The organism is Undibacterium cyanobacteriorum (genome assembly GCF_031326225.1).
Taxonomy (GTDB): domain Bacteria; phylum Pseudomonadota; class Gammaproteobacteria; order Burkholderiales; family Burkholderiaceae_D; genus Undibacterium; species Undibacterium cyanobacteriorum.
Window position 1 is genome coordinate 1595837 of record NZ_CP133720.1, and the last position, 25361, is coordinate 1621197.

Annotated in this window: 20 protein-coding genes and 1 tRNA gene; 14 read left to right on the top strand and 7 right to left on the bottom strand. The window is 49.0% G+C overall.

Going from position 1 to position 25361, the window contains the following annotated elements; genetic code table 11:
* Positions 1 to 45: 45 nt before the first annotated feature.
* The 3 genes from RF679_RS06545 to RF679_RS06555 all read right to left on the bottom strand — a co-directional run bounded on the left by RF679_RS06545 (position 46) and on the right by RF679_RS06555 (position 2382).
* Positions 46 to 741, bottom strand: a complete 696-nt coding sequence (locus RF679_RS06545) for an arginyltransferase (RefSeq protein ID WP_373921759.1) — start codon at positions 739 to 741, stop codon at positions 46 to 48.
* A 312-nt stretch (positions 742 to 1053) separates the two neighbouring features.
* Positions 1054 to 1785, bottom strand: coding sequence for a leucyl/phenylalanyl-tRNA--protein transferase (gene aat / locus RF679_RS06550; protein WP_309483417.1), 732 nt, complete (start codon positions 1783 to 1785; stop codon positions 1054 to 1056).
* Between the two features lie 21 nt (positions 1786 to 1806).
* Entirely contained in the window at positions 1807 to 2382 is a 576-nt protein-coding gene (locus RF679_RS06555; protein WP_309483418.1) for an NUDIX hydrolase, read from the bottom strand.
* 435 nt (positions 2383 to 2817) lie between these two features.
* Here RF679_RS06555 and RF679_RS06560 point away from each other — a divergent pair.
* From RF679_RS06560 to RF679_RS06605, 10 genes are all read left to right on the top strand, one after another.
* A tRNA-Met gene (locus tag RF679_RS06560) sits at positions 2818 to 2894 on the top strand.
* A 357-nt stretch (positions 2895 to 3251) separates the two neighbouring features.
* The gene (scpB, locus tag RF679_RS06565) at positions 3252 to 4316 is read left to right on the top strand and encodes an SMC-Scp complex subunit ScpB (protein WP_309483419.1); all 1065 of its coding nucleotides are present in this window, start codon (positions 3252 to 3254) and stop codon (positions 4314 to 4316) included.
* Positions 4317 to 4395: 79 nt separating this feature from the next.
* On the top strand, positions 4396 to 6234 hold the full coding sequence (locus RF679_RS06570; protein ID WP_309483420.1) for a pseudouridine synthase: 1839 nt from the start codon (positions 4396 to 4398) through the stop codon (positions 6232 to 6234).
* A 396-nt stretch (positions 6235 to 6630) separates the two neighbouring features.
* On the top strand, positions 6631 to 7119 hold the full coding sequence (gene rimP / locus RF679_RS06575) for a ribosome maturation factor RimP (RefSeq protein WP_309483421.1): 489 nt from the start codon (positions 6631 to 6633) through the stop codon (positions 7117 to 7119).
* Positions 7116 to 8675 carry a transcription termination factor NusA gene (nusA, locus tag RF679_RS06580; RefSeq protein WP_309483422.1) on the top strand — a complete coding sequence of 520 codons (1560 nt, stop codon included), beginning with the start codon at positions 7116 to 7118 and terminating at the stop codon, positions 8673 to 8675. Before rimP ends, nusA begins: the two co-directional genes overlap by 4 nt.
* A 65-nt stretch (positions 8676 to 8740) precedes the next feature.
* On the top strand, positions 8741 to 11596 hold the full coding sequence (infB, locus tag RF679_RS06585) for a translation initiation factor IF-2 (RefSeq protein WP_309483423.1): 2856 nt from the start codon (positions 8741 to 8743) through the stop codon (positions 11594 to 11596).
* Between the two features lie 140 nt (positions 11597 to 11736).
* Entirely contained in the window at positions 11737 to 12135 is a 399-nt protein-coding gene (gene rbfA / locus RF679_RS06590) for a 30S ribosome-binding factor RbfA (RefSeq protein ID WP_309483424.1), read from the top strand.
* Positions 12136 to 12248: 113 nt separating this feature from the next.
* A complete protein-coding gene (truB, locus tag RF679_RS06595) occupies positions 12249 to 13202 on the top strand; it encodes a tRNA pseudouridine(55) synthase TruB (protein ID WP_309483425.1) in 954 nt (317 codons plus the stop codon).
* Positions 13203 to 13220: 18 nt separating this feature from the next.
* Positions 13221 to 13757, top strand: a complete 537-nt coding sequence (locus RF679_RS06600) for a DUF924 family protein (protein ID WP_309483426.1) — start codon at positions 13221 to 13223, stop codon at positions 13755 to 13757.
* A 130-nt stretch (positions 13758 to 13887) separates the two neighbouring features.
* Positions 13888 to 14301, top strand: coding sequence for a cupin domain-containing protein (locus tag RF679_RS06605; RefSeq protein ID WP_309483427.1), 414 nt, complete (start codon positions 13888 to 13890; stop codon positions 14299 to 14301).
* 221 nt (positions 14302 to 14522) lie between these two features.
* Here the strand turns inward: RF679_RS06605 and RF679_RS06610 are convergent, their stop codons facing one another.
* On the bottom strand, positions 14523 to 16016 hold the full coding sequence (locus RF679_RS06610; RefSeq protein ID WP_309483428.1) for a flagellin N-terminal helical domain-containing protein: 1494 nt from the start codon (positions 16014 to 16016) through the stop codon (positions 14523 to 14525).
* Between the two features lie 358 nt (positions 16017 to 16374).
* Between RF679_RS06610 and RF679_RS06615 the strand changes: the two genes are divergently transcribed.
* Together RF679_RS06615 and RF679_RS06620 are read left to right on the top strand one after the other, a co-directional pair.
* On the top strand, positions 16375 to 17469 hold the full coding sequence (locus tag RF679_RS06615; RefSeq protein ID WP_309483429.1) for an acyltransferase family protein: 1095 nt from the start codon (positions 16375 to 16377) through the stop codon (positions 17467 to 17469).
* A 44-nt stretch (positions 17470 to 17513) separates the two neighbouring features.
* Complete coding sequence (locus RF679_RS06620; RefSeq protein ID WP_309483430.1) at positions 17514 to 18401, top strand: hypothetical protein; 888 nt, start codon at positions 17514 to 17516, stop codon at positions 18399 to 18401.
* A 122-nt stretch (positions 18402 to 18523) separates the two neighbouring features.
* Here the strand turns inward: RF679_RS06620 and RF679_RS06625 are convergent, their stop codons facing one another.
* Positions 18524 to 19750 (bottom strand): hypothetical protein, encoded by a 1227-nt coding sequence (locus RF679_RS06625; RefSeq protein ID WP_309483431.1) that lies wholly within the window; start codon positions 19748 to 19750, stop codon positions 18524 to 18526.
* 80 nt (positions 19751 to 19830) lie between these two features.
* Positions 19831 to 21207: a cysteine--tRNA ligase gene (gene cysS / locus RF679_RS06630; protein WP_309483432.1), complete on the bottom strand. Its 1377-nt coding sequence runs from the start codon at positions 21205 to 21207 to the stop codon at positions 19831 to 19833.
* A 457-nt stretch (positions 21208 to 21664) separates the two neighbouring features.
* Between cysS and RF679_RS06635 the strand changes: the two genes are divergently transcribed.
* Positions 21665 to 22780, top strand: a complete 1116-nt coding sequence (locus tag RF679_RS06635) for a GGDEF domain-containing protein (protein WP_309483433.1) — start codon at positions 21665 to 21667, stop codon at positions 22778 to 22780.
* A gap of 69 nt (positions 22781 to 22849) precedes the next feature.
* Here the strand turns inward: RF679_RS06635 and RF679_RS06640 are convergent, their stop codons facing one another.
* Positions 22850 to 24310, bottom strand: coding sequence for an aminotransferase-like domain-containing protein (locus tag RF679_RS06640; RefSeq protein WP_309483434.1), 1461 nt, complete (start codon positions 24308 to 24310; stop codon positions 22850 to 22852).
* A 543-nt stretch (positions 24311 to 24853) separates the two neighbouring features.
* Between RF679_RS06640 and RF679_RS06645 the strand changes: the two genes are divergently transcribed.
* Positions 24854 to 25312: a RidA family protein gene (locus RF679_RS06645; protein WP_309483435.1), complete on the top strand. Its 459-nt coding sequence runs from the start codon at positions 24854 to 24856 to the stop codon at positions 25310 to 25312.
* Positions 25313 to 25361 lie beyond the last annotated feature (49 nt).

Sequence of the window (25361 nt, forward strand, 5' to 3'; positions counted from 1 at the left end):
TGATGTAGAAATCTTGGGATGCGTTGGGTCGACGAACGATGCGCTTTAGAAGTCTTGCCAAGTGCCGTTATAAAGGCCCTGCAAGGGTTGGAAATTGGTTTTGTAGGACATCTTTTTACTTTCTTGTATCCAGTATCCTAAATATAAATAAGGCATGCCTAAATCAGCCGCTTGTTGTAATTGCCAAAGAACGTTATAGGTGCCATATGCACTGCCCGAGACCTCGGGGTCGTAAAAGGTGTAGACCGAAGACAAACCATCTTCGAGAACGTCGATGATACTGACCATGCGTAGCACATCGTGTTCATCTCGGAATTCGACGAGGCGCGTGTCGACTTTGCTTTGTAATAAAAACTGAGTGTATTGTTCGCGATCGTCTTGATCCATGCCGCCACCGGCATGACGCATCTTTTGATAACGCTGGTACAAGGCGAAATGTTCTTCTTCAAATTCCAGCTCGCAGATGTGTGTTTGTAAATCTTGATGCTGTTTCCAAGCACGTCTTTGGCTACGATTAGGGCGGAACTCTTGAACTTTGGTACGAACCGGGACGCAGGCATCGCAGGCATCACAATAGGGGCGATAGACAAACACACCGCTGCGCCGAAAACCTTGGTTCACGAGAGCCGCATAGACTTCGCTGCCAATCAAGTGAGCGGGTGTTGCAACTTGTGAGCGCGCCTGCTGATCTGGTAAATAGCTGCAAGCATAAGGTGCAGTTGCGTAGAATTGAATTTGGATAGTACGACGCTGGCGGTTTCGCTGATTCGGTGCTTGGCTGGTGTCGACCTCTTCGGTATCAGCTTCGCTTTGGTTTTTGTCAAAATTTCTGTTGTCGCTTGCGAGATCCTCAAATAAGGCACGTTCCGCATCATCAAAATCAGCTGATACCTCGCCTGAGCTCAGCACTTCGCCTTCTCCGCGCACCGCGGCAGAGAGCAATGGCGCAGCAGACGTACTTTGCGTTTCCTGCTCTGGCGAGATCGTTTGTGTGTTGTGCGTACGTGATTGCATGTAATTCTTAAATCTTGGTCATCGGTTGTTTACACGGGGTCACTTGGTAACGCTGAGCGCATTAGTTGGATTCGAGGTGCCGGGGAACTCTACTGTGCCAGCACTCTGTGCTCGCACCATCCTCGAAATAAATTCAGTACGCGGGATAGGCTTGGCACCAAAACGAGCCAGATGCGCCGTTTCTTGCTGGCAGTCTATCATTTTCACACCTTGTTGGCGTAGGTGTTGTACTAAATGTAAAAACGCCATCTTTGAGGCATCACTGACGCGAGCAAACATCGATTCGCCATAAAACATTTTACCTAGACAGATGCCGTAGGCGCCTCCCACCAGTTCGCCATCGAGCCAAGTCTCGGACGAGTGGGCATAACCGAGTCGATGTAAAGAGCAGTAGGCGGTGATGATATCGGATGTAATCCAAGTGCCTGGTTGGTCTCGACGTGGCGCGGCGCAAGCGAGCATGACTTCCTTAAACGCAGTGTTAAAGCGAAATTCCCAGCGCGGATCTTTTTGTGCTTTGCGATAGTTGCGTCGTAAGCTATCAGCGATTTTGAGGTCGTCGGTCATTAAGACCATTCTGGGGTCGGTCGACCACCATAGGATAGGTTGTCCTTCTGAATACCATGGGAAGATGCCGTGGCGATAGGCTTCAAGCAAGCGCGGCGGCGATAAATCGGCGCCTGCCGCGAGAAGTCCTGGAGCACCTTGTGCTGCAGTGAGGGCTTCGCTGACATCAGGAAAAGGTGAATCGCCTTCTAACCAGGGAATCATGTCGACAGTGCTTGTGGTTGATCAAGAGGAGCGCATCTGATCTTGCTTGATGAAATCATGTGCGTGCAATTCAAAACGGCCACCTTGAAGCCGCGCTTTTTGATCGGCAAAGAAGAATTGCAGCGTGCTCGCGACAGTGGGGAAGGCGATTTCATCCCAAGGTATTTCGTGTTCGGCAAAAAGCTGAACGTCGAGGCTCTCCGTGCCTGCTGCAAAATTCGTGTCGAGTAACGTTGCTCTATAAAACAAATGAACCTGATGTACGTGAGGTACGTTCAGGATTGAGAATAGCTCATGCAGTTCGATATTGGCACCAGCTTCTTCTATGGTTTCGCGTTGCGCGGCTTGGCTGCTGGTTTCGTTATTTTCCATAAAGCCCGCTGGGAGCGTCCAATAGCCAAGGCGAGGTTCGATGGCGCGCTTGCATAAAAGAATTTTCAGATCGCCGTCCAAGTCCCACACAGGTACTGTGCCGACTACCATTTTCGGATTCTGATAATGGATGGTGCCGCAAGATGTACAAACGAAACGCTCACGCGTATCGTCAGCGGGGATTTGCCAGCTTACTGGTGCAGCGCACTCAGAACAGAATTTCATGCGAACGACTTTCTTAAGAGATCAATGCCAAGGCCGTGAGCGCAAGCGTAATCGTTCTTAGACTGTTCTAAAGCATCTATCGAAGGATCATAGTTGCAGCGGGACAAAGATTGTCGGTGCTGGCAATTCGCTGATTTCGATTTTGAGCGGTCGTCGAAATGATTGTGGCTTTGAGGACTCTTGTCGGCCGATGGCAAAGTTTAACATTGAGCGCCATAGAACTGTAAATCTCGAGCCCATAACAGAAGCGCTGTCACGCAGTTAAGTATTTTTGCGTTGCGATGGCGCGTGTTTACTTGGTATGAACACGAGGGTGACGGTGCAATGCAGTGCAAGAAAACAGTACATAAAATGAAGAACGCACATAAAAAGTGCAGAAAACTGAGAAAGGATTTGCGCAAAGCAGCAAAGTGCGGTATAGTTCTGTTCTTCAGACGCGGGGTGGAGCAGTCTGGCAGCTCGTCGGGCTCATAACCCGAAGGTCGTAGGTTCAAATCCTGCCCCCGCAACCAAGAATACAAGAATAAAGCCACGTTTCATCGTGGCTTTTTCGTTAATTTGGCGATTTTTTTTGATTGTGGTTTGCTGCGGTGTGAATTCTGCAGGATTTCTGAACTACAATTGAACATCTACTAAATTGATCAATTGCTTTGACCGATTGTTCGAAAAGACAGCATGTTAGATCTCCCCTGATCGCGCATGGCGGCTGTTAAAACTTCGAGTAAATTGGCTGCAGACTGATCCGCCGGGCGCACGCGAGAGATTTTCCTCTTCGCATCGAGAGACCCGGATTGGTAGGCGATAAGATTCGCCACCATAGCTTCACGAATACCTTCTTACATTCACAACCTGATAGCAATAGAGTTTGCATGATTACTGCAGATGCCAAGCGTGTCCTTGAAACCGCATTACTATGCGCACATGAGCCGCTGACAATCAATATGATGAAAAAACTGTTCATGGACGGTAGTGAACAAGAGGAAGTGGTTGGAGCCGATACGATTAAATTAATGCTGGAAGAAGTGCGCCAGGATTGGTCTGAAAAAGGCATTATGTTGGTGTCGCTATCGACTGGATGGCGCTTTCAAAGTCGCCCCGAGATGCGTGTCTTTATTGATCGACTGAATCCTGAGAAGCCGCCTAAATATTCGCGTGCAACCTTGGAAACGCTGGCGATTATCGCTTATCGTCAACCTGTCACACGCGGTGATATCGAAGAAATTCGTGGTGTGGCAGTCGCTTCGCAAATGATTAAAACTCTCGAAGATCGTGGTTGGATTGAAACCGTGGGACATCGAGAGGTGCCGGGGCGTCCAGCATTGTTTGCGACGACCAAGCAATTCCTCAGTGATCTCGGTTTATCCTCACTTGATCAATTGCCGCCATTGCAGGAAGTTGGTAAAGAAGAAGCTGAATCTGACAATGCGGTGGCGGTGGATACAGCAACGCCCGAATTGGCGATGTTTGATCAATTGGAGCAAGCCGGCGAGTTGGCGCAGCAACTCAACGAGATGGGCAGTGAGTCGAGCGGTGAGCTGAGTAATGAGATAGAAAGCGCAACAGCGACAGCTGAAACTGATGCTGCTGTCGCTACTCAAGAAATTGTGCCCGTATCCGATTCGGAAAACAGCGAGCCTGCAGTCGAAGCTGAGCAAGCCCAAGACGAGACAGAAGAATTGAAACAAAATGAGTCTTCAACAGTGAGTGAAGACCAAACAACACCGATAGTCGACGAGGTGCGGGAGGACGCGGCGGCCGACGAAGTAAATGCGGTGGAGACAGAAACGAGTGTAGAACAAGACAGTGAAACGACGGCTGACTTGTCTGCTGAACCATTGACGGGTAGCACCTCGCATTCCGCTGAAGAGCTAGATGTGAATCATGAAGAAGTGCCACCTACAACAAACGAAGAAACGGGTGAAGCCCAGTCCTAATTGAGGATGCGACTAAAGCGGTCGTGTCATCATCTTGGCTGTGCTGAAGCACTTGAGTCATACGAGATAGAAATACACAATGAGCGAACAAAATTCCGAAGAAATGAATAACGGCAGTGATAGCCAGCCATCGGCGACAAAAGCGCCAGCAAAACGCGCCCCGCGTAAACCAAAAGGTTTGGGTTTGAATACGGTTGGCGCAGATGTGATTGGCACTGAGGACGTGACTAAGAGTTCAGCCGCGAAAACACGCAAGCCACGTGTAGCAAAAGCAGCTGCAACTGAGCATGCTGCGTTGAGCGCTGAGGCGAATGGCGCCAGCGGCGATGCAAATTCTGTGGTGGAAAAACCAAAGCGTACCAACAATCCTAAGCTAAAATCCCGTAAGCCAGCGTCACGCAAGCCTGCGCATGAAAGTGCCAGCCATGAGACTGGTCATGTTGCTGCTGAGTCGAATGATGGTGAGAATCTCGAGCGAGGTCGTCGTCAGGAATCTGGTGCGGAATCTTCGGAGCGTCAAGCGCGCAAGCACGGACAAAAACACGGCAAAAAGCATGGTCAGAGAAATCCTCAGCACGGCGAAACTCGTGCGGATGGGCAGCAGCAGCGCCAAGGCGGAAATAAGCACGGTAAATCGAAATCTGGCCCCAATCGTCACGCTCAAGGGCATGGTAAAACGGCGAATTCGGCTGACGATGTATTCTCTTTTGTGACGTCCGATGCGTATGATGCCTTTGGTGACGAAGATCAGCGCGGCGGCAAAAACAAGAAGCCGCGTCGCGATTTGACGGCCGATGATGATGCGCCAAAACTGCATAAAGTGTTGGCAGAAGCTGGTCTCGGGTCGCGTCGTGATATGGAGGAGTTGATTATCGCGGGTCGCGTTTCTGTGAATGGTGAGCCAGCACATATTGGTCAGCGCATTTTGCCGACTGATCAAGTCCGTATCAATGGTAAGTTGGTGCAACGTAAAGTGACTAAGAAGCCGCCGCGCGTATTGGTTTACCACAAGCCTGCTGGTGAAATCGTCAGTACCTCTGATCCGGAAGGTCGTGCATCGGTATTTGATAGTTTGCCGCAGATGAAGGTTGGTAAATGGTTGGCGGTTGGACGTCTTGATTACAACACGGAAGGTCTATTGTTGTTCACAACCTCTGGTGATTTGGCTAATCGATTGATGCACCCACGTTACGGTATCGAGCGTGAATATGCGGTACGTACTTTGGGTGAGTTGGAAGAGGGTATGCGTCAGAAGTTGTTGGCGGGTGTTGAGTTGGAAGATGGCTTGGCACAATTCTCTAAGATTTCTGATGGCGGTGGTGAAGGTGTGAATAAGTGGTATCGCGTCATCATTGGCGAAGGTCGTAATCGTGAAGTTCGTCGTATGTTTGAGGCGGTTGGCTTGACCGTATCGCGCTTGATTCGTACTCGCTACGGCGTCATGACTTTGCCATCCAATTTGAAGCGTGGACGTTGGGAAGAGTTGGAAGAAGATGCAGTTCGTAGCTTGATGAAAGTCAGTGGTTTGGATATGCCGAAAGGCGAGAATCGAGCCGCGGAAAAATCTGCGAAAAACAATGAACGTGCAGGCAAAGTCAACGGCAATCGCATTCAAGGCAAAGGCCCACGTAATGTGAATCCGTTCGACGCACCCGTGCAGCGCAGTTACGAACCGACCGTTCGAGGCGGTTTTGCGCATGCGCAAGTGGGTTTGTCTGGCCGTGAAGCTGGTTTGAGCGGCAAGAGTGCAAAGCCGAACAAAAATAATAAAAATAACAAGAATCGTAGTCGTCAACCAGATCCATTGCAGACGGCTTTGGGCTTTAGCATGCAAGAGCGTCGTGGTCCGACTGTTCGTGGTAGTTCGCAAGCTTTGGGGCAAGCGATTGCTGCGCGTCGCCGCTCTCGGACTAAATAAGTTTGTTTTTTGTAAAACATCGCGATGCGCAGCGCCGAAGTTTGCTCTTTAGAGTTTGTTGCGCATCAAAAGTGTAGTGATTTTGTTAAACTTTCGCCGTTGGTGGGCGATAGTCGGTGGCAAAATAAGCCATAAAAAAAGTATTGAGAAAAAAACGCTTGTAAAGACCGCGCAAGATGTTGCGGTCTCGTCTTAAAATCCCCGCCCGTCAGTGTGATTGCATTGCGATTGAGTAATTAATCGTTTATAATCTTGGGGTTAGCAGATTGTTTCTAAAAAACTGAAATGTGCAGTCGCATGTCACATCCCGGTTTTAGGTGCTAAGAAGATGGGCAGGTGCCCATTTTTTTTTGGCGATTCGGTTTTTGGAAGAATTTGTGTTTTTGGAGAAGTGCCTTGCAGTTGTTGGAACTAATTGAAAAGACAGTTAACGGAACGGGCTATGATCTGGTCGATTTTGAACGAGCAGAGCGTGGTCTATTGCGCGTTTACATTGATCTTTTGCCCGAAGAAGTTGAAGAAAAAGGTCATGTGAACGTTGAGGACTGCGCGAAAGTGAGTCATCAATTGTCGCACGTGTTGACGGTTGAGGAAGTGAACTATGAGCGCCTGGAAGTTTCTTCACCAGGTCTCGATCGTCCTTTGAAAAAATTAGCGGACTTTAGCCGTTTCGTTGGTGAAAAGGCGACCGTTAAATTACGTTTGCCGATGCCTGGCACGCCAAATCGTAAAAATTTTGAAGGTATTTTGCATGAGCCTGAAGGGGAAACTCTGAAGCTCGAATTTGAAACAAAAGATGGCGCGGCGATGCTTGAGTTTACGCTCGCTGATTTGGATAAGGCACGTTTGGTGCCGCAAGTGGATTTTAGGAGTCGCAAAGCATGAGTCGCGAAGTTTTATTATTGGTTGATGTGCTGGCGCGCGAAAAAAACGTCGATGAAGACATCGTTTTTGGAGCGTTGGAACATGCTTTGGCTACGGCTACCAAAAAGCGTTATGAAGGTGATGTAGATATTCGTGTTGAGATCGATCGCGATACCGGTGAATATCGTACCTTCCGCCGTTGGCACGTGGTGGCTGATGACGCTGGCTTGCAATTGCCCGATCAAGAAATTTTGCACTTCGAAGCCGTTGAACAATATGCTGATATCGAAGTTGATGAGTACATTGAAGAACCGATTGAATCCGTTGAACTCGGTCGTCGTTTCGCGCAAGACACAAAACAAATCGTCTTGCAACGTATTCGCGATGCAGAACGTGAACAAATTTTGGCTGAATTCTTGGAGCGTGGTGATTCCCTCGTGATGGGTACCATCAAGCGTATGGAACGCGGCGACGCAGTGGTGGAATCTGGTCGTATCGAGGCACGTCTGCCGCGCGATCAAATGATCCCGAAAGAAAATTTGCGTGTTGGTGATCGTGTTCGCGCATACATCTTGCGTATCGATCGTAATGCACGTGGCCCTCAAGTGATCTTGTCCCGTACGGCGCCAGAATTCATCATGAAATTGTTTGAATTGGAAGTGCCAGAAATCGAACAAGGTTCTTTGGTCATTAAATCGGCGGCGCGTGATCCAGGCGTGCGCGCCAAGATCGCTGTACACACAGATGATAAACGTATTGATCCTATCGGTACTTGCGTTGGTATGCGCGGTTCTCGCGTCCAAGCTGTCACCGGTGAACTCGGCGGCGAACGTGTTGATATCGTGTTGTGGTCTGAAGATCCTGCGCAGTTTGTGATTGGTGCTTTGGCGCCAGCGAACGTTTCTTCGATCATGGTTGACGAAGAAAAACACGCAATGGACGTCGTCGTTGATGATGAGAACTTGGCGATCGCGATTGGCCGTAGTGGTCAAAACGTACGCCTCGCTGCAGAATTGACAGGCTGGCAGATCAATATCATGACAGCAGAAGAATCTGCGAATAAGGCAGAACAAGAAACTGCAGGTATTCGTAGCTTGTTCATGGAAAAACTCGACGTTGATCAAGAAGTTGCAGACATCTTGGTTGATGAAGGGTTCTCTAGTCTCGAAGAGATCGCGTATGTGCCGATCAGCGAGATGTTGGAAATCGAAGCGCTTGATGAAGATACAGTCAATGAGTTGCGTAGCCGCGCTCGTGATGCTTTGTTGACAGAAGCGATTGCGTCTGAAGAAGGCGTGGAAGGCGTAGAAGACGCTTTGATTAATTTGGAAGGTATGAGCCGCGCAACAGCGGGTAAATTGGGTCTCGCAGGTATCAAGACTCTCGCTGCTTTCGGTGCTCTGGCTTACGATGAATTTGGTGCGATTTTGGCTCTGACAACAGACCGTGCGCGCCAGTTGATTGATAATGCATTTGACGATGTGACTGACGATGAAATGAAACTCATCGATGCCAAATACGACGAACATGCAAAAGCCTTGTTGGAAAACGCATGGAAACTCGCTGAGGCGAAGTAATCACGAGTCAATAATTAAGTATGCACGGATGGGTCACCGAAGTGCGAAAGGAAAAAGAGGACTGAATGGCGAGTAATAACGTAGCTCAATTTGCCACCGAGCTGAAAATGCAAGCGGAAGCACTGCTCGCGCAATTGCGTGCCGCTGGCGTCAATAAAGCATCGGCGTCCGACAGTTTGTCAAAAGAAGATAAAGACAAACTCTTGGAGCATTTGCGTCGTTCGCACGGCGTGGCTCCTGATGTCGAGAAAAAGAAAATCACCTTGACTCGTAAGGAAACGACCGAGATCAAGCAGGCGGATGCCACTGGTAAGACACGTACTGTGCAAGTTGAAGTGCGCAAGAAGCGTACCTTTGTGAAGCGCGATGATTTGTTAGCCGAAGAGTCTGCTAAGGCAGCGCCGGCAATCGATCCTATCGAAATGGCACGTCGCGAAGCAGAAGCGCAGGCGGAAGCTGAATTGGCTGCGCGTCGCGAAGCTGAGCTCCAAGAGAAGCAAGAGCAATTAGCGCGCCTCGAAGCTGAGAAAGAAGCAGAAGCGAAAGCTGCTCGTGAAGCGGAATTGGCTGCAGAAGCACAAGCTAAAGCAGAGGCTGAAAAAGCGAAACAGGCGGAAGAAAAACGCGCCAAGACTAAAGCGGCAGCTGAGTCTGATGCAGCAGCAGAGGAAGCAGCAAAGCGTGCAGCTGAGGCGGCCAAAGCCAAAGCGGCAGAAGATGCTCGCGAAGCGGCGGCACGTGCGGCAAGTGCGGAAAGTGCACGTAAGAAAGTGGCCGACGAAGTTGCGCAAATCAAAGAAATGATGAGCGCGGCACGTAAACCGAAACCGGTTGAAGCACCTGCATCAAAAATCGCGGAAGGTACTTTGCATAAGCCGGCCGATAAAAAAGCCGGTGAGAAGAAACCAACGGTAGAGAAAAAAGAAGCGAAAGTGGCTGCTGGCGGTGCTGCGAATGCAGGTAACGACAAGAAAGCGATCAAGTCTGCTAACGTGTCTTCCACATGGCAAGACGAAGCGGCTGCGAAGAAACGCGGTGGTGGTTTGAAGACACGCGGCGCAGCACCAGTTGGTCGTGAAGGCTGGCGTAGCGGCCCGAAAGGTCGTCGCAATAGCGGCCATGATGAGCAACGCGAATCGAATTTCCAAGTGCCTGTCGAAGCCGTGATTAAGGACGTGTATGTTCCTGAAACACTGACTGTCGCAGAACTCGCGCACAAGATGTCGGTCAAGGCGTCTGAAGTCATTAAACATTTGATGAAACTCGGTCAAATGTGCACGATTAACCAAGTTCTCGATCAAGAAACAGCAATGATCTTGGTTGAAGAAATGGGCCATAAAGCATTCGCCGCGAAGATCGATGATCCAGAAGCGATGTTGACGGACGTTGCTGAACACGCGCATTACGATGCGTTCCCACGTGCCCCAGTGGTCACGGTGATGGGTCACGTCGATCACGGTAAAACATCTTTGCTCGACTACATTCGTCGCGCCAAAGTGGCTTCCGGTGAAGCGGGTGGCATTACTCAGCACATCGGTGCGTATCACGTTGAAACACCACGCGGAATGATCACTTTCCTCGATACCCCAGGTCACGAAGCCTTTACGGCAATGCGTGCACGTGGTGCGAAGGCGACTGATATCGTTATTTTGGTGGTGGCAGCTGATGACGGTGTGATGCCGCAAACGAAGGAAGCGATTTCCCATGCGAAAGCAGCGGGCGTGCCTTTGGTGGTTGCGATCAATAAGATCGATAAACCAGCTGCGAACTCGGATCGTGTGACACAAGAATTGATCGCTGAAAGCGTCGTTCCAGAAGAATACGGTGGTGATTCACCATTCGTACCAGTCTCCGCGAAGACCGGTCAAGGTATTGATTCCTTGTTGGAAAACGTCTTGTTGCAAGCTGAAGTGTTAGAGCTGAAAGCACCAGTCGATGCACCGGCAAAAGGTTTGGTGGTGGAAGCGCGTCTCGATAAAGGTCGCGGTACAGTCGCAACGATCTTGGTTCAGTCCGGTACTTTGAAGCGTGGCGACGTGGTCTTGGCGGGTTCTTCCTTTGGTCGTGTTCGTGCGATGTTGGATGAGAACGGTAAGAACATCAATGAAGCCGGTCCATCGATCCCAGTCGAGATTCAAGGTTTGACAGAGGTACCAGCCGCTGGTGAAGAAGTGATGGTCATGGTTGACGAACGCAAAGCGCGTGAAATCGCTTTGTTCCGTCAAGGTAAATTCCGTGACGTTAAACTGGCGAAGCAACAAGCAGCGAAGCTCGAGAACATGTTCGAAAACATGGGCGAAGGCGAACTCAAAAACTTGCCTATTATCGTCAAGACCGACGTACAAGGTTCGCAAGAAGCTTTGGTTCAATCTTTGGTCAAATTGTCCAACAACGAAGTTCGCGTTCAAGTGGTTCATGCGGCGGTCGGTGGTATCTCCGAATCCGACGTCAACTTGGCGGTGGCTTCGAAAGCGGTCATTATCGGCTTTAACACCCGTGCAGATGCGTCGGCACGTAAGTTGGCTGAAACCAATGGCGTTGATATTCGCTACTACAACATCATTTACGATGCAGTCGATGAAGTGAAGGCAGCTTTGTCCGGTATGTTGGCACCAGAAAAACGCGAAACAGTGATCGGTATGGTCGAGATTCGTCAAGTCTTTACGGTCTCCAAAGTTGGTTCGATTGCAGGTTGCTTGGTCACCGAAGGTATGGTCAAACGTACGTCCTCCGTCCGCTTGTTGCGCAACAATGTGGTGACATGGTCAGGTGAGCTCGATTCTCTGAAGCGTTACAAAGACGACGCCAAAGAAGTTCGTGCAGGTATGGAGTGCGGTCTGTCACTCAAGAGTTACAACGATATTCAAGTCGGCGACTTCCTCGAAGTATTCGAGATTCAAGAAATCGCTCGTACTTTGTAAGTCGATAGAGAATAGACAGAAGGAATTGAACCGCAGAGAACCAAGTGCGCAGAGAGTTGAAAAAGCTCTGCGAAACTTGGGACTCTGCGGTTTAGTCTTTTTGTAGTGTGAAAAAATAAGCATTCGTAGTAAAGAAAATCATGGCAAAAAATAGTAAATCCATCCCATCACGGGGATTACGTGTAGCTGATCAGATTCAACGCGATCTGTCTGAAATTATTTGGGCAGAACTGCGTGATCCACGCGTCGGTATGATCACTTTGACGGAAGTGCAATTGACACCCGATTACGCTCACGCCAAAATTTATTTCACGACCTTGACGGATGATAAGCAAGCGATTGAGCAGACCTTGCAAGGTTTGAACAAGGCTTCGGGATTCTTGCGTAATCAGCTCGGTTTGAAATTACGTATTCATACGCTACCGCAACTTCATTTCGTGCACGACACATCGACCATGCGCGGCATGGCAATGTCGAAGTTAATCGATGAAGCGAATGCGACGCGTGCTTTGGATGACGACAATCAATCCGAGGATTAATCGTTCTTTTATCGAGAAGCATGCTCCGTGAAGGCGCAAAGTACGCAGAGGAAAAACTTGGCGTTCTTTGCGCTTCTGCATTATGTCAGTGAGATTTTTGAATTGTTGAATGAATGAATCAAGTCCCGAAAAAGAAAACACGTCAGCCGATTAATGGTGTCTTGTTGTTGGATAAGCCAGTGACGTGGTCGAGTAATGATGCCTTGATCAAAGCGAAGCGCTTATTGAATGCCATCAAGGCAGGGCATACAGGCACCTTAGATCCGTTCGCGACGGGCTTGCTGCCTCTATGTTTTGGCGAGGCCACCAAGTTTTCGGCGGACTTGCTTGACGCTGATAAGACCTATCAAACGGTGGTACACCTCGGCATGACGACCAATACGGGTGACACGGAGGGCGAAGTCGTACAGCAGAGCGAAGTAGATGTCAGCATAGAACAAATTCACTCCGTGCTGGCGCAATTTCGTGGCGATATTATGCAAGTGCCGCCCATGTATTCGGCCCTCAAACGTGATGGCAAAGCGCTATATGAATATGCGCGCGAAGGCATCACGCTAGAACGCGAAGCGCGCCCCGTGACGATACATATGCTGGAATTTGTGCATTACGAAGCGCCGTTTCTGACGCTGAATGTGCGCTGTAGTAAAGGTACCTACATCCGTGTTCTAGGCGAAGACATCGGTAAAGCATTGGGTTGTGGCGCCCATCTAAATGCCTTGCGTCGCACCCAAGTAGGTCATTTGGTTCTAGAAAATACGGTGACCTTGGAGCAATTGGAAGCCATGGATGAGGGGCAACGCCTATCTCTCCTGGCGCCGGTTGATGCTTTGCTGTCGAGTTTTCCTGAGGTAGAACTGACGGCAGAATTAGCGCGTCGTTTTTTGCAAGGTCAAAGAATTCCGCTTGGCAAAGAAGGACTCAATTATCCAACGCAGCTCGGACGTGTACGCGTCTATGCACATGATGAACACACTGGGCATGGCGTGCGGCAATTGTTAGGTTCGGCACAATTGCAAGAATATGGGATACTGGCACCAGAACGTTTAATCTCAACGCAAACGAAATAATCGACAAGGAGATCCACCATGTTTCAAGAAGTGATTGATTTCTGGTTTAAAGAGATTGATAGCAAACAATGGTGGCGTGTTGATCCTGCCTTCGATCAATTGATCGCGCAGCGATTTGGCGCGACGCTGAATGCAGCGGCAGCCGGTGAATTGTCGGCTTGGCGCGAGCAGCCTTATGGTCGTTTAGCGGAAATCATCGTGCTCGACCAATTCTCTCGTAATGTCTATCGCGGCACCGCACGCGCGTTTACACAAGATACGATGGCTGTGGTCTTGACCCAAGAAGCTTTGCGTCAAGGTGCTGATCAAGTGATGTCAGCGATTGAGCGAAATTTCATGTATATGCCTTTGATGCACAGCGAATCAAAACAGATTCATGTTTTTGCGGAGCAGCTATTCAAAGAACGTGCGCCGCAGGCGAACTACGAATTTGAACTGAAACACAAACGCATCATCGATCGCTTCGGTCGTTATCCGCATCGTAATGCGATTTTAGGACGTACTTCAACAGACGAAGAAATCGCATTTCTCAAGGAAGATGGCTCGAGTTTTTAGCTATACGCAGTAACAGATTTAATTTCGAGAAGTGGTGCTGTAGGCTTGAGCTAATTTGACCATATTCATTGCATTGTTCGATCTATTCGTGCCGCCACAATTCAGTACATCATAAGCAGGAGGCATCATAATGAATTTAAAAAAATGGCTTTCAGCGTTCGCGCTGATCGCGCTTGGTAGCGCTGGCACTTTGTTAGCGCAGGCACTCACTGACGCACCGCAACGCCAAGAAAAGCAGCGAGTCGATTTGTTAGGGCCTAATGGTCAGGAAACCGGCATGGAAGTGATTTCTTCGGTGGCCGAGTACAAACCAGGCGAGAGCATGAATTCACATCTCCACCACGGTATCGAGGCTGTGTACGTGGTGCAAGGCGCGCAAATTCAAATGCCGGGCAAAGATCCAGTGCCTTTAGCAACAGGCGCCAGTCTCATGAATCTGCGGATGATTCAACATGGTGGATTCAAGGTGGTCGGCGATCAGAGTCTGAAGATTTTCACCGTGCATGTGGTGGATAAAAATAAACCACTGTATCAGATGCCATAGGCAAAGGACGATACGATCATCCGTCTGCTTGACGAACTTCGTTTCGCAGGCGCGCGTCTAAGGAGGTGTGAGCGAGCAGCGAGTGCGGACACAAAAAGTTCATGGCGACCTGCCAATCGATTTGTATCAGTCATCTTTAGCTTTGACTAGTTTATTGACTAGTTTTTTGACTAGTTTTTTGACTAGTGCGAGACCAAGGATTGAACAAGGTCTCCGCTATCTCAGCGTAGCAGTGATAAAGCGTTATTTGGTAGCGAGTTCGCTTGCGCCAAGATCGCCGTGCCTGCTTGTTGCAAAACTTGCGCTCGAGTGAGTGAGGCGGTTTCCTGCGCATAGTCTGTATCACGAATACGACTTCGTGCTGCGGATAGGTTTTCCGAGTTCGTTTGTAGATTGGTAATGGCTGAGGTAAGTCGGTTTTGATAAGCGCCCAAGGTTGCACGTGAAGTGCTGACCGTTTGGATCGCAGCATCGACCGTATTCAGTGCCGAAGAAGCTCCAGCGACCGTGCCAAGATTTAGGGATGATAAACCTGCCCCAACCGTCACTGAAGCGGACGTAAAACCCGCAGTAAAACCGGTGTTTGCTGCGGCGTTGGTGGTGCCTTCTGCGATGGTAATTCCTGCTGAGCTGTTCGAGGTCAAGCTTATTGCAGAAGTGATGTCACCTATCGCGTTCACTTGGATGTCGATGCCTGTGTATGCTCTATCTGAGGAAGCGTTGGTTGATGATACTAGGCTGATATTTCTACCATCCGCAGCGATCAAAGTCACAGCACCATTCGTAGTGCTAAAGTTTGCCGTAACGCCGGTTTGGGAGCTAATGGCATTGACGGCTGCCGCGACCTGCGAACCACGCTGTGCGGCTAAGTTCGGCCCAGCGACCGCAGCGATCGCGGCGATCGGAACACCGTTAATGCGAAGATCACCGGCAGAGATAGCGCCACCATTGGTTACCGCAACGCCAGGTAGAACGGTCGGGCCAACGGTTGCCGTGACGCCGGTACTGCCGCTGATGGCGTTGATGGCGGTGGCTTTGGCGATGCTACTGGCATTTGCGTAAACGTAAGAAACGCCATCGGATGTTGATGCACCAACGCGGTAACCATTGATCACTAAGTCTCCGTTTGCAAAAGCGACCGGTGTCGCCATGAGCCCAGTGCCGGTGATTCTGGTTGAATAGCTTGAGGTGGACCCGACACCGAGTGCACTTGATCTTGCACTGGCGATCGAAGAAATATTGATCTGGTCGCTGCTCGAATTGTTGGCGCCAACTTGGAAAGTTTGCGAGTTGAATGAGCCATCGATGAGATTGACACCGTTAAAGGTGGTCGAGCTTGCAATGCGATCGATTTCTGAAATGATTTGTGAGGCTTCGTTATTCAGTGAAGCACGGTCAATCGCCTGGTTACTACCGTTTGCAGCCTGCACGGCAAGATCGCGAATACGTTGTAGATTCGAGGTAATTTGTTGTAATGCACCCTCAGCTGTTTGCGCGAGTGAAATAGCATCATTGGCATTGCGCGCGGCTTGGTTCATGCCACCAATTTGTGAACTAATTCGTTCCGAGATTGCCAAACCAGCCGAATCGTCTTTGGCACTATTAATGCGGGAACCGGACGAAAGACGTTGCATTGACGTGGTCAACGCTGTTTGTGTGCTGCTGAGATTGCGTTGTGCATTAATCGATGCGAGATTGGTATTGATAATAGTCATGATATTTTTTTCTTACACGGATGCGTTTCTCTATCGTTTATTCTTTATTTTGTTCTAATTTGTTTTATTATCGGGGCGCGCAACTATCCTTCATCGAAGCGGTATCGGCAGCGCGTAGAAAAAGTTGAGTCGCTTCGCAATGTTTCGCTTTGTTTGTCATTTTTGACCGCAACTACGCTTATCCGAAAGCTTATCGGCGGGGATCGAAAAAAATTTAATCGCTTCGAGTGGGAGCGCTCTCTTTCAATTTTTAGAAACTATTTTGAATACTGTGTGACGCTACAAGCTCAGGTATAACGACTTAGACGCATTGAGTCTCGCGTTTAGACTTCATTGATTCAACTCCCAATTAAGAACTATGCAACGTAATCTAGGTATCGATTTACTCCGCGGCTTTTCCATCTTATTCGTCGTCATTCACCACCTTGCTTTGAAATTTCGATTGCCTTTAGGGCCGAGCGCCTTGGGTGATTTTGTTTCGAAGCGCATTTTGAATGGGATTAGTTTTAATGGTTACGAATCGGTGTTCATCTTTTTCGTCCTGTCGGGATTTTTGATTACGCAGAATTGCCTGCAACGTTATGGAGCGCTAAATCAGATCGAATGGAAAGCGTTTTATCGCCAGCGCTTTAGTCGGATTTTTCCATTGCTCGCAATACTATTGATCGTACTCAGTGTGCTACATGGATTGCAGGTGCCCGGTTACGTTGTTCAAGAAAAAGGACAGACTTTAGGTAGAGCTTTGATCTCTGCACTTGGCTTACATTTGAATTGGTACGAAGCGCAAACAACGTGGTTGCCACCCGCATGGGATGTGTTGTGGTCTTTGTCGATTGAAGAGGTTTTTTATTTGGCGTTTCCTGTACTGTGTTTGCTTTTGCCACGCCACTTTTTGATCTTGGCTTTGCTAGCCCTAGCACTGTCTTTGCCATGGACGCGTGGAGCGATTGTCGGCAATGAGATTTGGCAAGAGAAAGCTTATCTGCCAGGGATGTCAGCGATTGCATTCGGTGTCTTGACGGCATTGTTGGCACAAAAGCTGACGGTTTCGCGTGGCTTTGCGCGCAGCCTTTTTGTCTTTGGTGTAACCGGGATTATAGGCGTGTTTTTCTTTGGTGCTGAGTTGTGGCGCACCATGGAAAACTTCATGATGTATATCTTGTGTATCTCTGCGTGTTTCTTGGTGTTCGCCGCCGCTCAATACCCTCTGCGTAGCACGATGGGATTCGGATGGCTGGCTTTGATGGGACGTTTGAGTTACGAGATTTATTTGACGCACATGTTTATCGTACTGGCAGTCTGCACCGCTTATCGAAGCTACTTTGGTGACAATATGCATTGGAGCTACCTCACTTATGTTCCAGTTGTGGTCGCCTGCGTCTTGTTAGGGATCGTGGTTGAACGCACCATTTGTGGTCCATCCTTGCGTTATCTGCGGGCAAAGCTGAACTAGAATAGTGATTCTGTTTAGATGCAGTTTTGAACGAGGAAATCGAAATGCGCCTACCCTTGAAATTAATATTGCTTGCACTGCCAAGTTTGCTTGGTAGTGTGCTTTTGATGTCTTACTCGCAGGTCGGTATGGGCTTACTGCTGCAGCAAGTTCTAGTTGGACTGATGGGATGTGGATTTGTCTTGTGGCGAACCTCTGAGCGGACCGAAGCAGCGATGCGCAGAAGGACAGAGCGCGATCCTCATCAAAGCTTTCGAACAAGAATAGGTTTGATCACACTAAGTCTCATCGCTATTGGTTTGCTTTTATGTATTGTGACTGCCTACATCGCAGGGCAGACTGGTAGCCCCGCACGCTGGTTGAAAATCGCGGACTTACGTTTGTATTTTGCTGGCCTCATCATGCCGGCGAGTTTATTGCTAATCGCCGTTTTGTTTTGGATCAGAAGACAAGCCAATCTCGCGACCAGCGCGTTAAGCATCACGATTGCAGCAAGCCTCGCAGCTCAACCGGACGCATCACAAATCACAGCATTTTCACTGGGCATGATTTTCATTATCTGGCATAGTTCCGTGTCAATGCGCCTCAAGTCCGCGATTAGTCTCGCGCTGATCGCACTTAGTGTTTGGACTTGGTTGCAAGCCGATCCACTACAGCCTGTGCCTTATGTCGAAGGCGTCATTCAATTGGCAGCAACGGTCGGAGTTGGTGCCATGCTTCTAGCGATCTTGAGCGTCGCGATGATTCCTCTTGGCTTATTTTTCATTGCCATCAAGTATCGGATATCAGTCTTGATTCCGATCGCACTCTACTATGTCGTGATCATGATCTGCGCTTATCTTGGCCTGACACCGATGCCTTTACTCGGTTTTGGTGCAGGACCGGTGTTGGGATATTTTCTGGCGACTGGGCTTGCGGTTGGGCGGGAGTGATTGAAGTGTTGGTTAGCGATTTTGTAGGGTGGGTTTTAGGATATTTTCCGGTTTTGGCGCCCCTTCGAAATTCCTGGGACAAGATTTAGACAACCCACTTCAATGTGTTGGGTCCACATGTCCTAAGGATTCATCTTATGAAATTGAGCATCTCCAATTTGCAAGCGTAGGTTCAATGCGCGTGCTTTCCTGAGCTTTTTGAGGCAGGTGCTGTGATGGTCATTAGTTGCAGCCTTGTTCTCCAGTTCAATATTCGCTTGCTTCTTTTTTCGAATGGTGACGAATTGATCGTGTATTTTGTTTATTTTGTCATTTGGCCATGAAAGCTGTTGACCCAATTTTTCAGCGGTGTACAAGCTTTGCTCTGACCCGGCGACAGTTGCGAATTTTTCGGCGATGCCGCTGCAGACTGAGTTTCGATCATTGGTATTCAGGTGTTCTGTGCTACAAAAGTCACGGACAGCATTGTATGGAGACCCAACGCTGCGAACTAGCGAGGCATTGGTAATATCCAATAATTGGTATTGTGAAAGATAGTCATTCGATTGAAGTCCGATTGCATGACTAAACTCAATAAGATCCGGTAAACCACTATTAAAGTTCTTCGCTTGCGATAGACGGAATAGAGCATTGTTCAGACTATCGGTCGAGACGGCATTGGCTTTGCTTCTGTAATCGAGCAAAACATAAAGCCACGTTCTTCCATTTTCAGGATCTCTTTGTGCCCATTGTTCGGCAGTGATTTGCTTGCAACTTGCTGGGCGTGAGTTTTCTACACGCTGACATCCTTGAAATGCCATGGCATACAATTGCGGACTGTTGGAACGGATCGCCAACTTCGCAATTTCATCGATGTATTTGGCCACTGCTTCTTCGGCTTGTGTGTCGGCCATATCATGGCAAGCTTTTTCATCGCCACACTTTGAATGTAAGGAATCGCTAACGTCGGAGTCGGTTTTTTGTGCTAGAAGAAAGAGAGCAGCAGCACTCTCTAATGGACTGTCAGCTTTGACTTTGGCCTGTAGAGTCTTTATGAAATTCTTATCCTGTGCCTGGTTCTCATTGGCAGCTTCATGGGTTTGAAAGTGGTCCCCAATCGTTCTACAAATCTCGTCGTCAGAGCCCTTGTTAATATCCAGAATTGGTAGAACAGGAGGCGCTTGATCGATTTGCTTTTCTACTTTATCTGGGCCGACATTGGAGGACTGCGCACGCATCAACTTCGGTTCCGCCAATGTCGTTGATATTTGTGCTTGATCTGAATTCGGTTCGCTGAAGAAGGTAAATGTAGCGATCGTTACCAGCACAATAAGGAGCGCAGAGCTTGTGTATAAAGTCTTCTTTTGCATCGTTTTCAGATTTAATTTATCGACTTCTTTGCGCTCAATGTGTGCTGATAACTTCTGTCCAAGTTTTATATTTGAGCAGATTACCCCGCAGCCTTTACCACCATTCCTGCCGGCGTATCTTCCACTTCAAAACCTGCCGCCTTAATCGCATCACGCAATCGATCTGATTCTGCCCACACTTTATTTTGGCGGGCGATTTTGCGTTGTTCGACCAGTTCCATGATGTGAGCTGGGATCTCGGTTTTCTTCGGTTCCCATGCTTTCAAATTGAGGCCTAACATCAAATCGAAATAATCGAGCGTGGCTTTTTTGTCGGCGTCACTGACATTGGATTTCAACATTTCCCACATCACGGCAATCGCCTTCGGCAGGTTCAGATCTTGATTCACTTCAGCTTTGAAACGCTCGGCATAATCGGTGTTGATGCTGCCGCCGGCTGGTAAGTTAAAGTAGGTTTCGCGCAGGCGATTCAAACCTGTTTGCGAGGCGCGTAAAGATTCCCAGCTAAAGTTGAGTTGGCTGCGGTAATGAGCAGACAAACATAACCAACGGTAGGCGAGGGGATCAATGTTTTCATCGATCAGTGTTTGCAGGCGCAGGAAGTCGCCACTGGATTTCGACATTTTTCCGGCGTCGATTTGCAAGAAATAACCGTGCATCCAAAAGTTGGCTAAACGCGTGCCATGGCAGGCTTGGTTCTGAGCGATTTCGTTACTGTGGTGAATTGCGATATGGTCTTCGCCACCGCAATGGATATCAAACCATGGTTCCAAGTATTTGGCTGACATGGCGGAACATTCGATGTGCCAACCAGGGAAACCACGACCCCAAGGACTATCCCATTCCATTTGGCGGGTGCTGCCTTCAGGGCTGAATTTCCACAGCGCGAAGTCAGTTGCATTTTTCTTTTCGCCGATTTCCACGCGCTTGCCCGCTTCCAGCCCTTCGCGGTTCAAGCGCGCGAGGTAGCCGTAATCATCTTGTTTGGAGGTGTCAAAATAAATGCCATCCGAAGTGCGATAGGTATAGCCTTTTTCTTCGATGACGCTGATGAAATCGATTTGTTCGACGATGTGATCGGTCGCCTTGCACCACACTTTGGGTTCAAGAATGTTGAGGCGTTGGATATCTTCTTTAAAAGCGATCGTATATTTTTCAGCGATTTGCCATGCGGTTTGACCGGTGCGGCGCGAACCCTTTTCCATTTTGTCTTCGCCATCATCAGCGTCGGACACTAAATGGCCGACGTCGGTGATGTTGACCACATGGCGAACGTTGTAGCCGTTGAGTTCTAAGGCGCGACGCAAAACGTCTTCGAATAAGTAGGTGCGTAGATTGCCGATGTGCGCATAGTCATACACGGTTGGGCCGCAACAGTACAAGCCGACCCAATCTTGATGAATTGGAGAGAAGGGGCGGAGGGAGCGTTCCCAGTTGTCGTAAAGTTGCATGTCCATGTGATTGTCAAAACGTATAAGTGGCTCGTCAACGCTATCGCTCTACTATCGCTCTAGGTCGATTTCAGCGATTTGTCGTGGCCTTTGCTAAAAATATCAAAGTCATCTGCGGCAAGTTGTGAATGGGCTGTTCCGGTTTGCTCACCGAATAGTTGTTCAACACCGCAGCCCGCTATTATCGCTTAAATCCTTTCGCTCTTACTAGATTCCTCGCTCGATGACGAAGAAATAAGCTTTTGCGACCATTTTGCGACTTTGTTACCAATCACGCGACGAGCGGTCGGTAATTTATTTGGCAAGCGTTGAGAGTGGCGCTACACTGAAATTGTGCCTCAAAGAAACAAGAAGCAAGACTGAACGCTTTACGATGAGCTAGACAAAATGTCGCTAGTCAAATGTCATGGAGTAGCATCAGTCGGCCTTACATTAAGGTAAAAAACAATAATGAGAGACAATCATGTCAGCCTATTATCCTGAAGCAGGCCAAAACGAATATCAGCATCATTATCAATTGCAAGATCATGCGCTAGGCCGACGCGTCTTGCGCTTTATGATGTGGGTGAGCCTGCCTTTGTTGTATGTTGATGCGGCAGTCATGGGCTTGCAGCATTTGACGCAAATTTTCGATCCGAAATGGCTGGCCTTAGCGGGTTTGCGGTTAGCGGTCTGCGCCTACGCATGGTGGATTTTGCAAGGCACAGGGAAACGCTCCGAAGGGAACCTCTTTCAACGCCATCTCTATGCTTGGGCGATCTTGAGTTTGTTGACACAAGTGGCGAGTAACTACTTGTCACCAACCACCTATCTCGCCCATTTCTTAATCGATGCATGGTTGTTGTTGATGATGAATTTAGTCTTGCCATTACGCGTGGCCTTGATTCGACAACTAGTGTATGCCTACTTCTTCGCTTGTTTGGCAATCGCCTTTGCGAAACAATTCCCGGCCGTGGTCTATCAATTTATGGTGGTCGCGATCTTGATTGTGAGTGCCTATAGTGGGCAAACTATTGCGCGCCATTTGCATCACTATCGCTTGAAATTGCTCAGTGCTGAATTGGAATTGCAACGCCGTGAAACGACTGATCCACTGACCGGCATTGCGAATCGTCGTGAATTTTTGCGCGTTTCGGAAAATGAATTGCAGCGCCATGCACGCTTGGGTAAAACTTTGTCTTTATTGGTGATCGACTTAAATCATTTGCAGCAAATCAATTTGAATCATGGAGCAAATGTCGGCGACATGGTGTTGACCGAGGTCAGTAGCCGCATTAAGCGAGCCACGCGCGGTTATGATTGCGTGGCGCGCTATGGTACCGAAGAGTTTTGTGTCTTACTTCCAGAGGCTGGTGAAGAGGTCGCAGCGCGGATCGCTGAACGTACCCAGCGCACCATCGAAGCGATACCGGTCGCCGCTGCGGGAAAAGAATTGAAGGTCAGTGCCGCGGTAGGCTTTGCGACCATGCAGGCTGGCGAAAATATAGAGCAAATGTTGCGGCGCGCCGAGGCGGGTTTGATCGACATCGTGCGCCATGAAGATGAGGCGCAGTTACAAACATCTCCTGTGTTCGCTTGAATTTTGAAAAGGAACGAAGAGCTGATTTATCAAGCTCTTCTTTACCGACCTCTGCCGATTGTTCGCCACCTACTTCAATTCAGTCTCAAGAAATTTCCACACCGTTTCATCACTCATCGCCGCGACATTAATACGCATCCGTGTTGAGGGAAGTTGGTGCGGTGAGAACAAACTGCCGGGCGCAATCAATATGCCATTTTCTAGCGCTTTCTCGGTGAGCGGCAGCGTGTCAATACCCGTGTCGACCCATAGAAACATGCCTGCTGGTGTGCGATATTCCACGCTCATGCCCATGCGCTCTAAACGAGAGGTCACATCATGGCGCGCACTGTCGAGCTTGCTGCGGATGCGATCCACGTGTTTGCGGTAGTGGCCTTCAGACAGAATTTTATGCACCACGCGTTCGCAGATCTCATTGGTGGTGAGGGTGGAGAGCATCTTACGATCGGCGAAGCGGATTGCGTTTTGTGGCGAGGTTGCGATGAAGCCGACACGCAAATTCGCGGCCAAGGTTTTGGAAAAGCCGCCAAGGTAGATCACGCGGTTGAGTTGATCGAGTGCGCCCAAACGTGTGGCTGGTTGTACCGCCGAGCCTGGATGCATATCGCAATACACATCGTCTTCCACAATCATGAAGTCATGCAGTTCCGCTGTTTTTAAGACTTGAAACGCTTTGGAAGCAGAGAGCGAACTCGAAGTTGGATTGTGTAAAACGGAATGAATAATGTAGAGCTTGGGCTTATGGAGGGCAGCGAGTTCCGCTAACTTCGCTACATCGGGGCCATCGTGTAAGCGAGGTATCCCGATCACTTTGGCACCGAGCGTGGCAAAGGTACCGAACATTAAAAACCAAGCAGGATCATCGACGAAAATCGTGTCACCGGGTTGCACGAACTCACTTGCTACCAAATCGAGCGCTTGCGTGACACCATTGGTCGTGACGATTTGTTCAGGTGCCGCGGCGATTTCGATTTCGGCCAACTTTAATTGCAGTTGTTGGCGCAGTGGCAGGAAGCCTTGTTGCGTGCCGTAATGCAGTAATAGATTTTGGTTGAGACGGCTGACCGCCCGTAAGCCATTGGCGACTAATTCACCATCGAGCCACTCATGTGGCAAGAGACCCGAGCCCGGCATTTTATTGGGTGGCAATTGACGAAACATATTACGAATCAGCCAGACCACATCGGGTTGTTGCGAAGTGGGGAGAGGTTGGGCGACCGGGCTTAAATTGTTGAGTAAGGAAGCGCGTTCTCGTACAAAAAAGCCCGAGCCGCGACGCGACTCCAAATAACCATTGGCCACCAAACGATCATAGGCTTCGACCACGGTGAAGCGCGACACCTTTTGTTCATCGGCAAATTGCCGTATCGAAGGCATGCGTGAACCGGTGCGCAGGAGCTTGTCGTCAATGCGGCAGGCGACTGAGCGGACGATTTGTTCGACCAAAGAACCGCCAGATTCGCGTGAGACCATGGGGCTGTTTCCAAGATTGGCTGGTTTCGGCATCGTTGCACCTTGTGGAAAAGTCATCTGTTGTATGCTCGCTGGGTTGCATTCATTCGATGTGCCTTGCGAGAATGTCTATTTTGTATTGGTAAAACGACCGTGACAGTGTGAAATCTAATTTCATAATTGTATTGGTACTGTATCGGTCTTTCCGAGTAGCATAGCATAGCTGGTCGAAATTGCTAGAAAGTGCGGGTGAAATGATGTGGTTCCGACGTTTGGCGGGAGATTGAAAGGTTTTTTCATTGTTGCTTTGCATTTCGAAATCGTGAAAACCTTCAAAAATCCTTGTTCAAATCGCTTTTTTTGAAGGCTTTTTGTAGTGCAAGGGTGGTCTTCATGAGGCCAGACTCGTACAATGTCGGATTACGCAAAATAATATTTGCTCGATAGGCCTTCATCCTGATTGTATCGTCACGAAAAACTTGGTTGATCAAGCTGACGATGTGGGATTTTGGCAGATGGCGTGGGTCGCGCAGCAGAATGCGATGCGCGCAACGAATAACGCAATCTAAACTTAGCTCGACGAAGCTCATTGAAGTTCAATCCGTAAATAAAGGAAATCTTATGTCTGTCTACGAGAAACTGAAAGCCCTGAATATCGAATTGCCAGCAGTGGCGGCACCTGCAGCAGCCTATGTGATGCATGCACAAACGGGAAATACGGTTTTCATCTCCGGACACATCGCCAAGAAAGATGGCAAAGTGTGGGTTGGTAAGCTCGGACAAAACATGGAAACTGCAGAAGGTAAAGAGGCCGCACGTTTGATCGCGATTGACCTGATGGCGACCTTGCAAGATGCCTGCGGTGGTGATTTGACCCGCGTCAAGCGCATCGTCAAGTTGATGAGTTTGGTGAACTCCACACCAGATTACACCGAGCAGCATTTGGTCACGAACGGTGCATCTGAATTGATCGGTGAAGTGTTTGGCGAACAAGGTAAGCATGCGCGCTCAGCATTTGGCGTCGCGCAAATTCCTTTGGGTGCCTGCGTCGAAATCGAGATGATTGCAGAAATCGCTTAAGTCGATTGCATGCAAAGCGAAGCACGAACGCTACAAAAATAAATAAGGC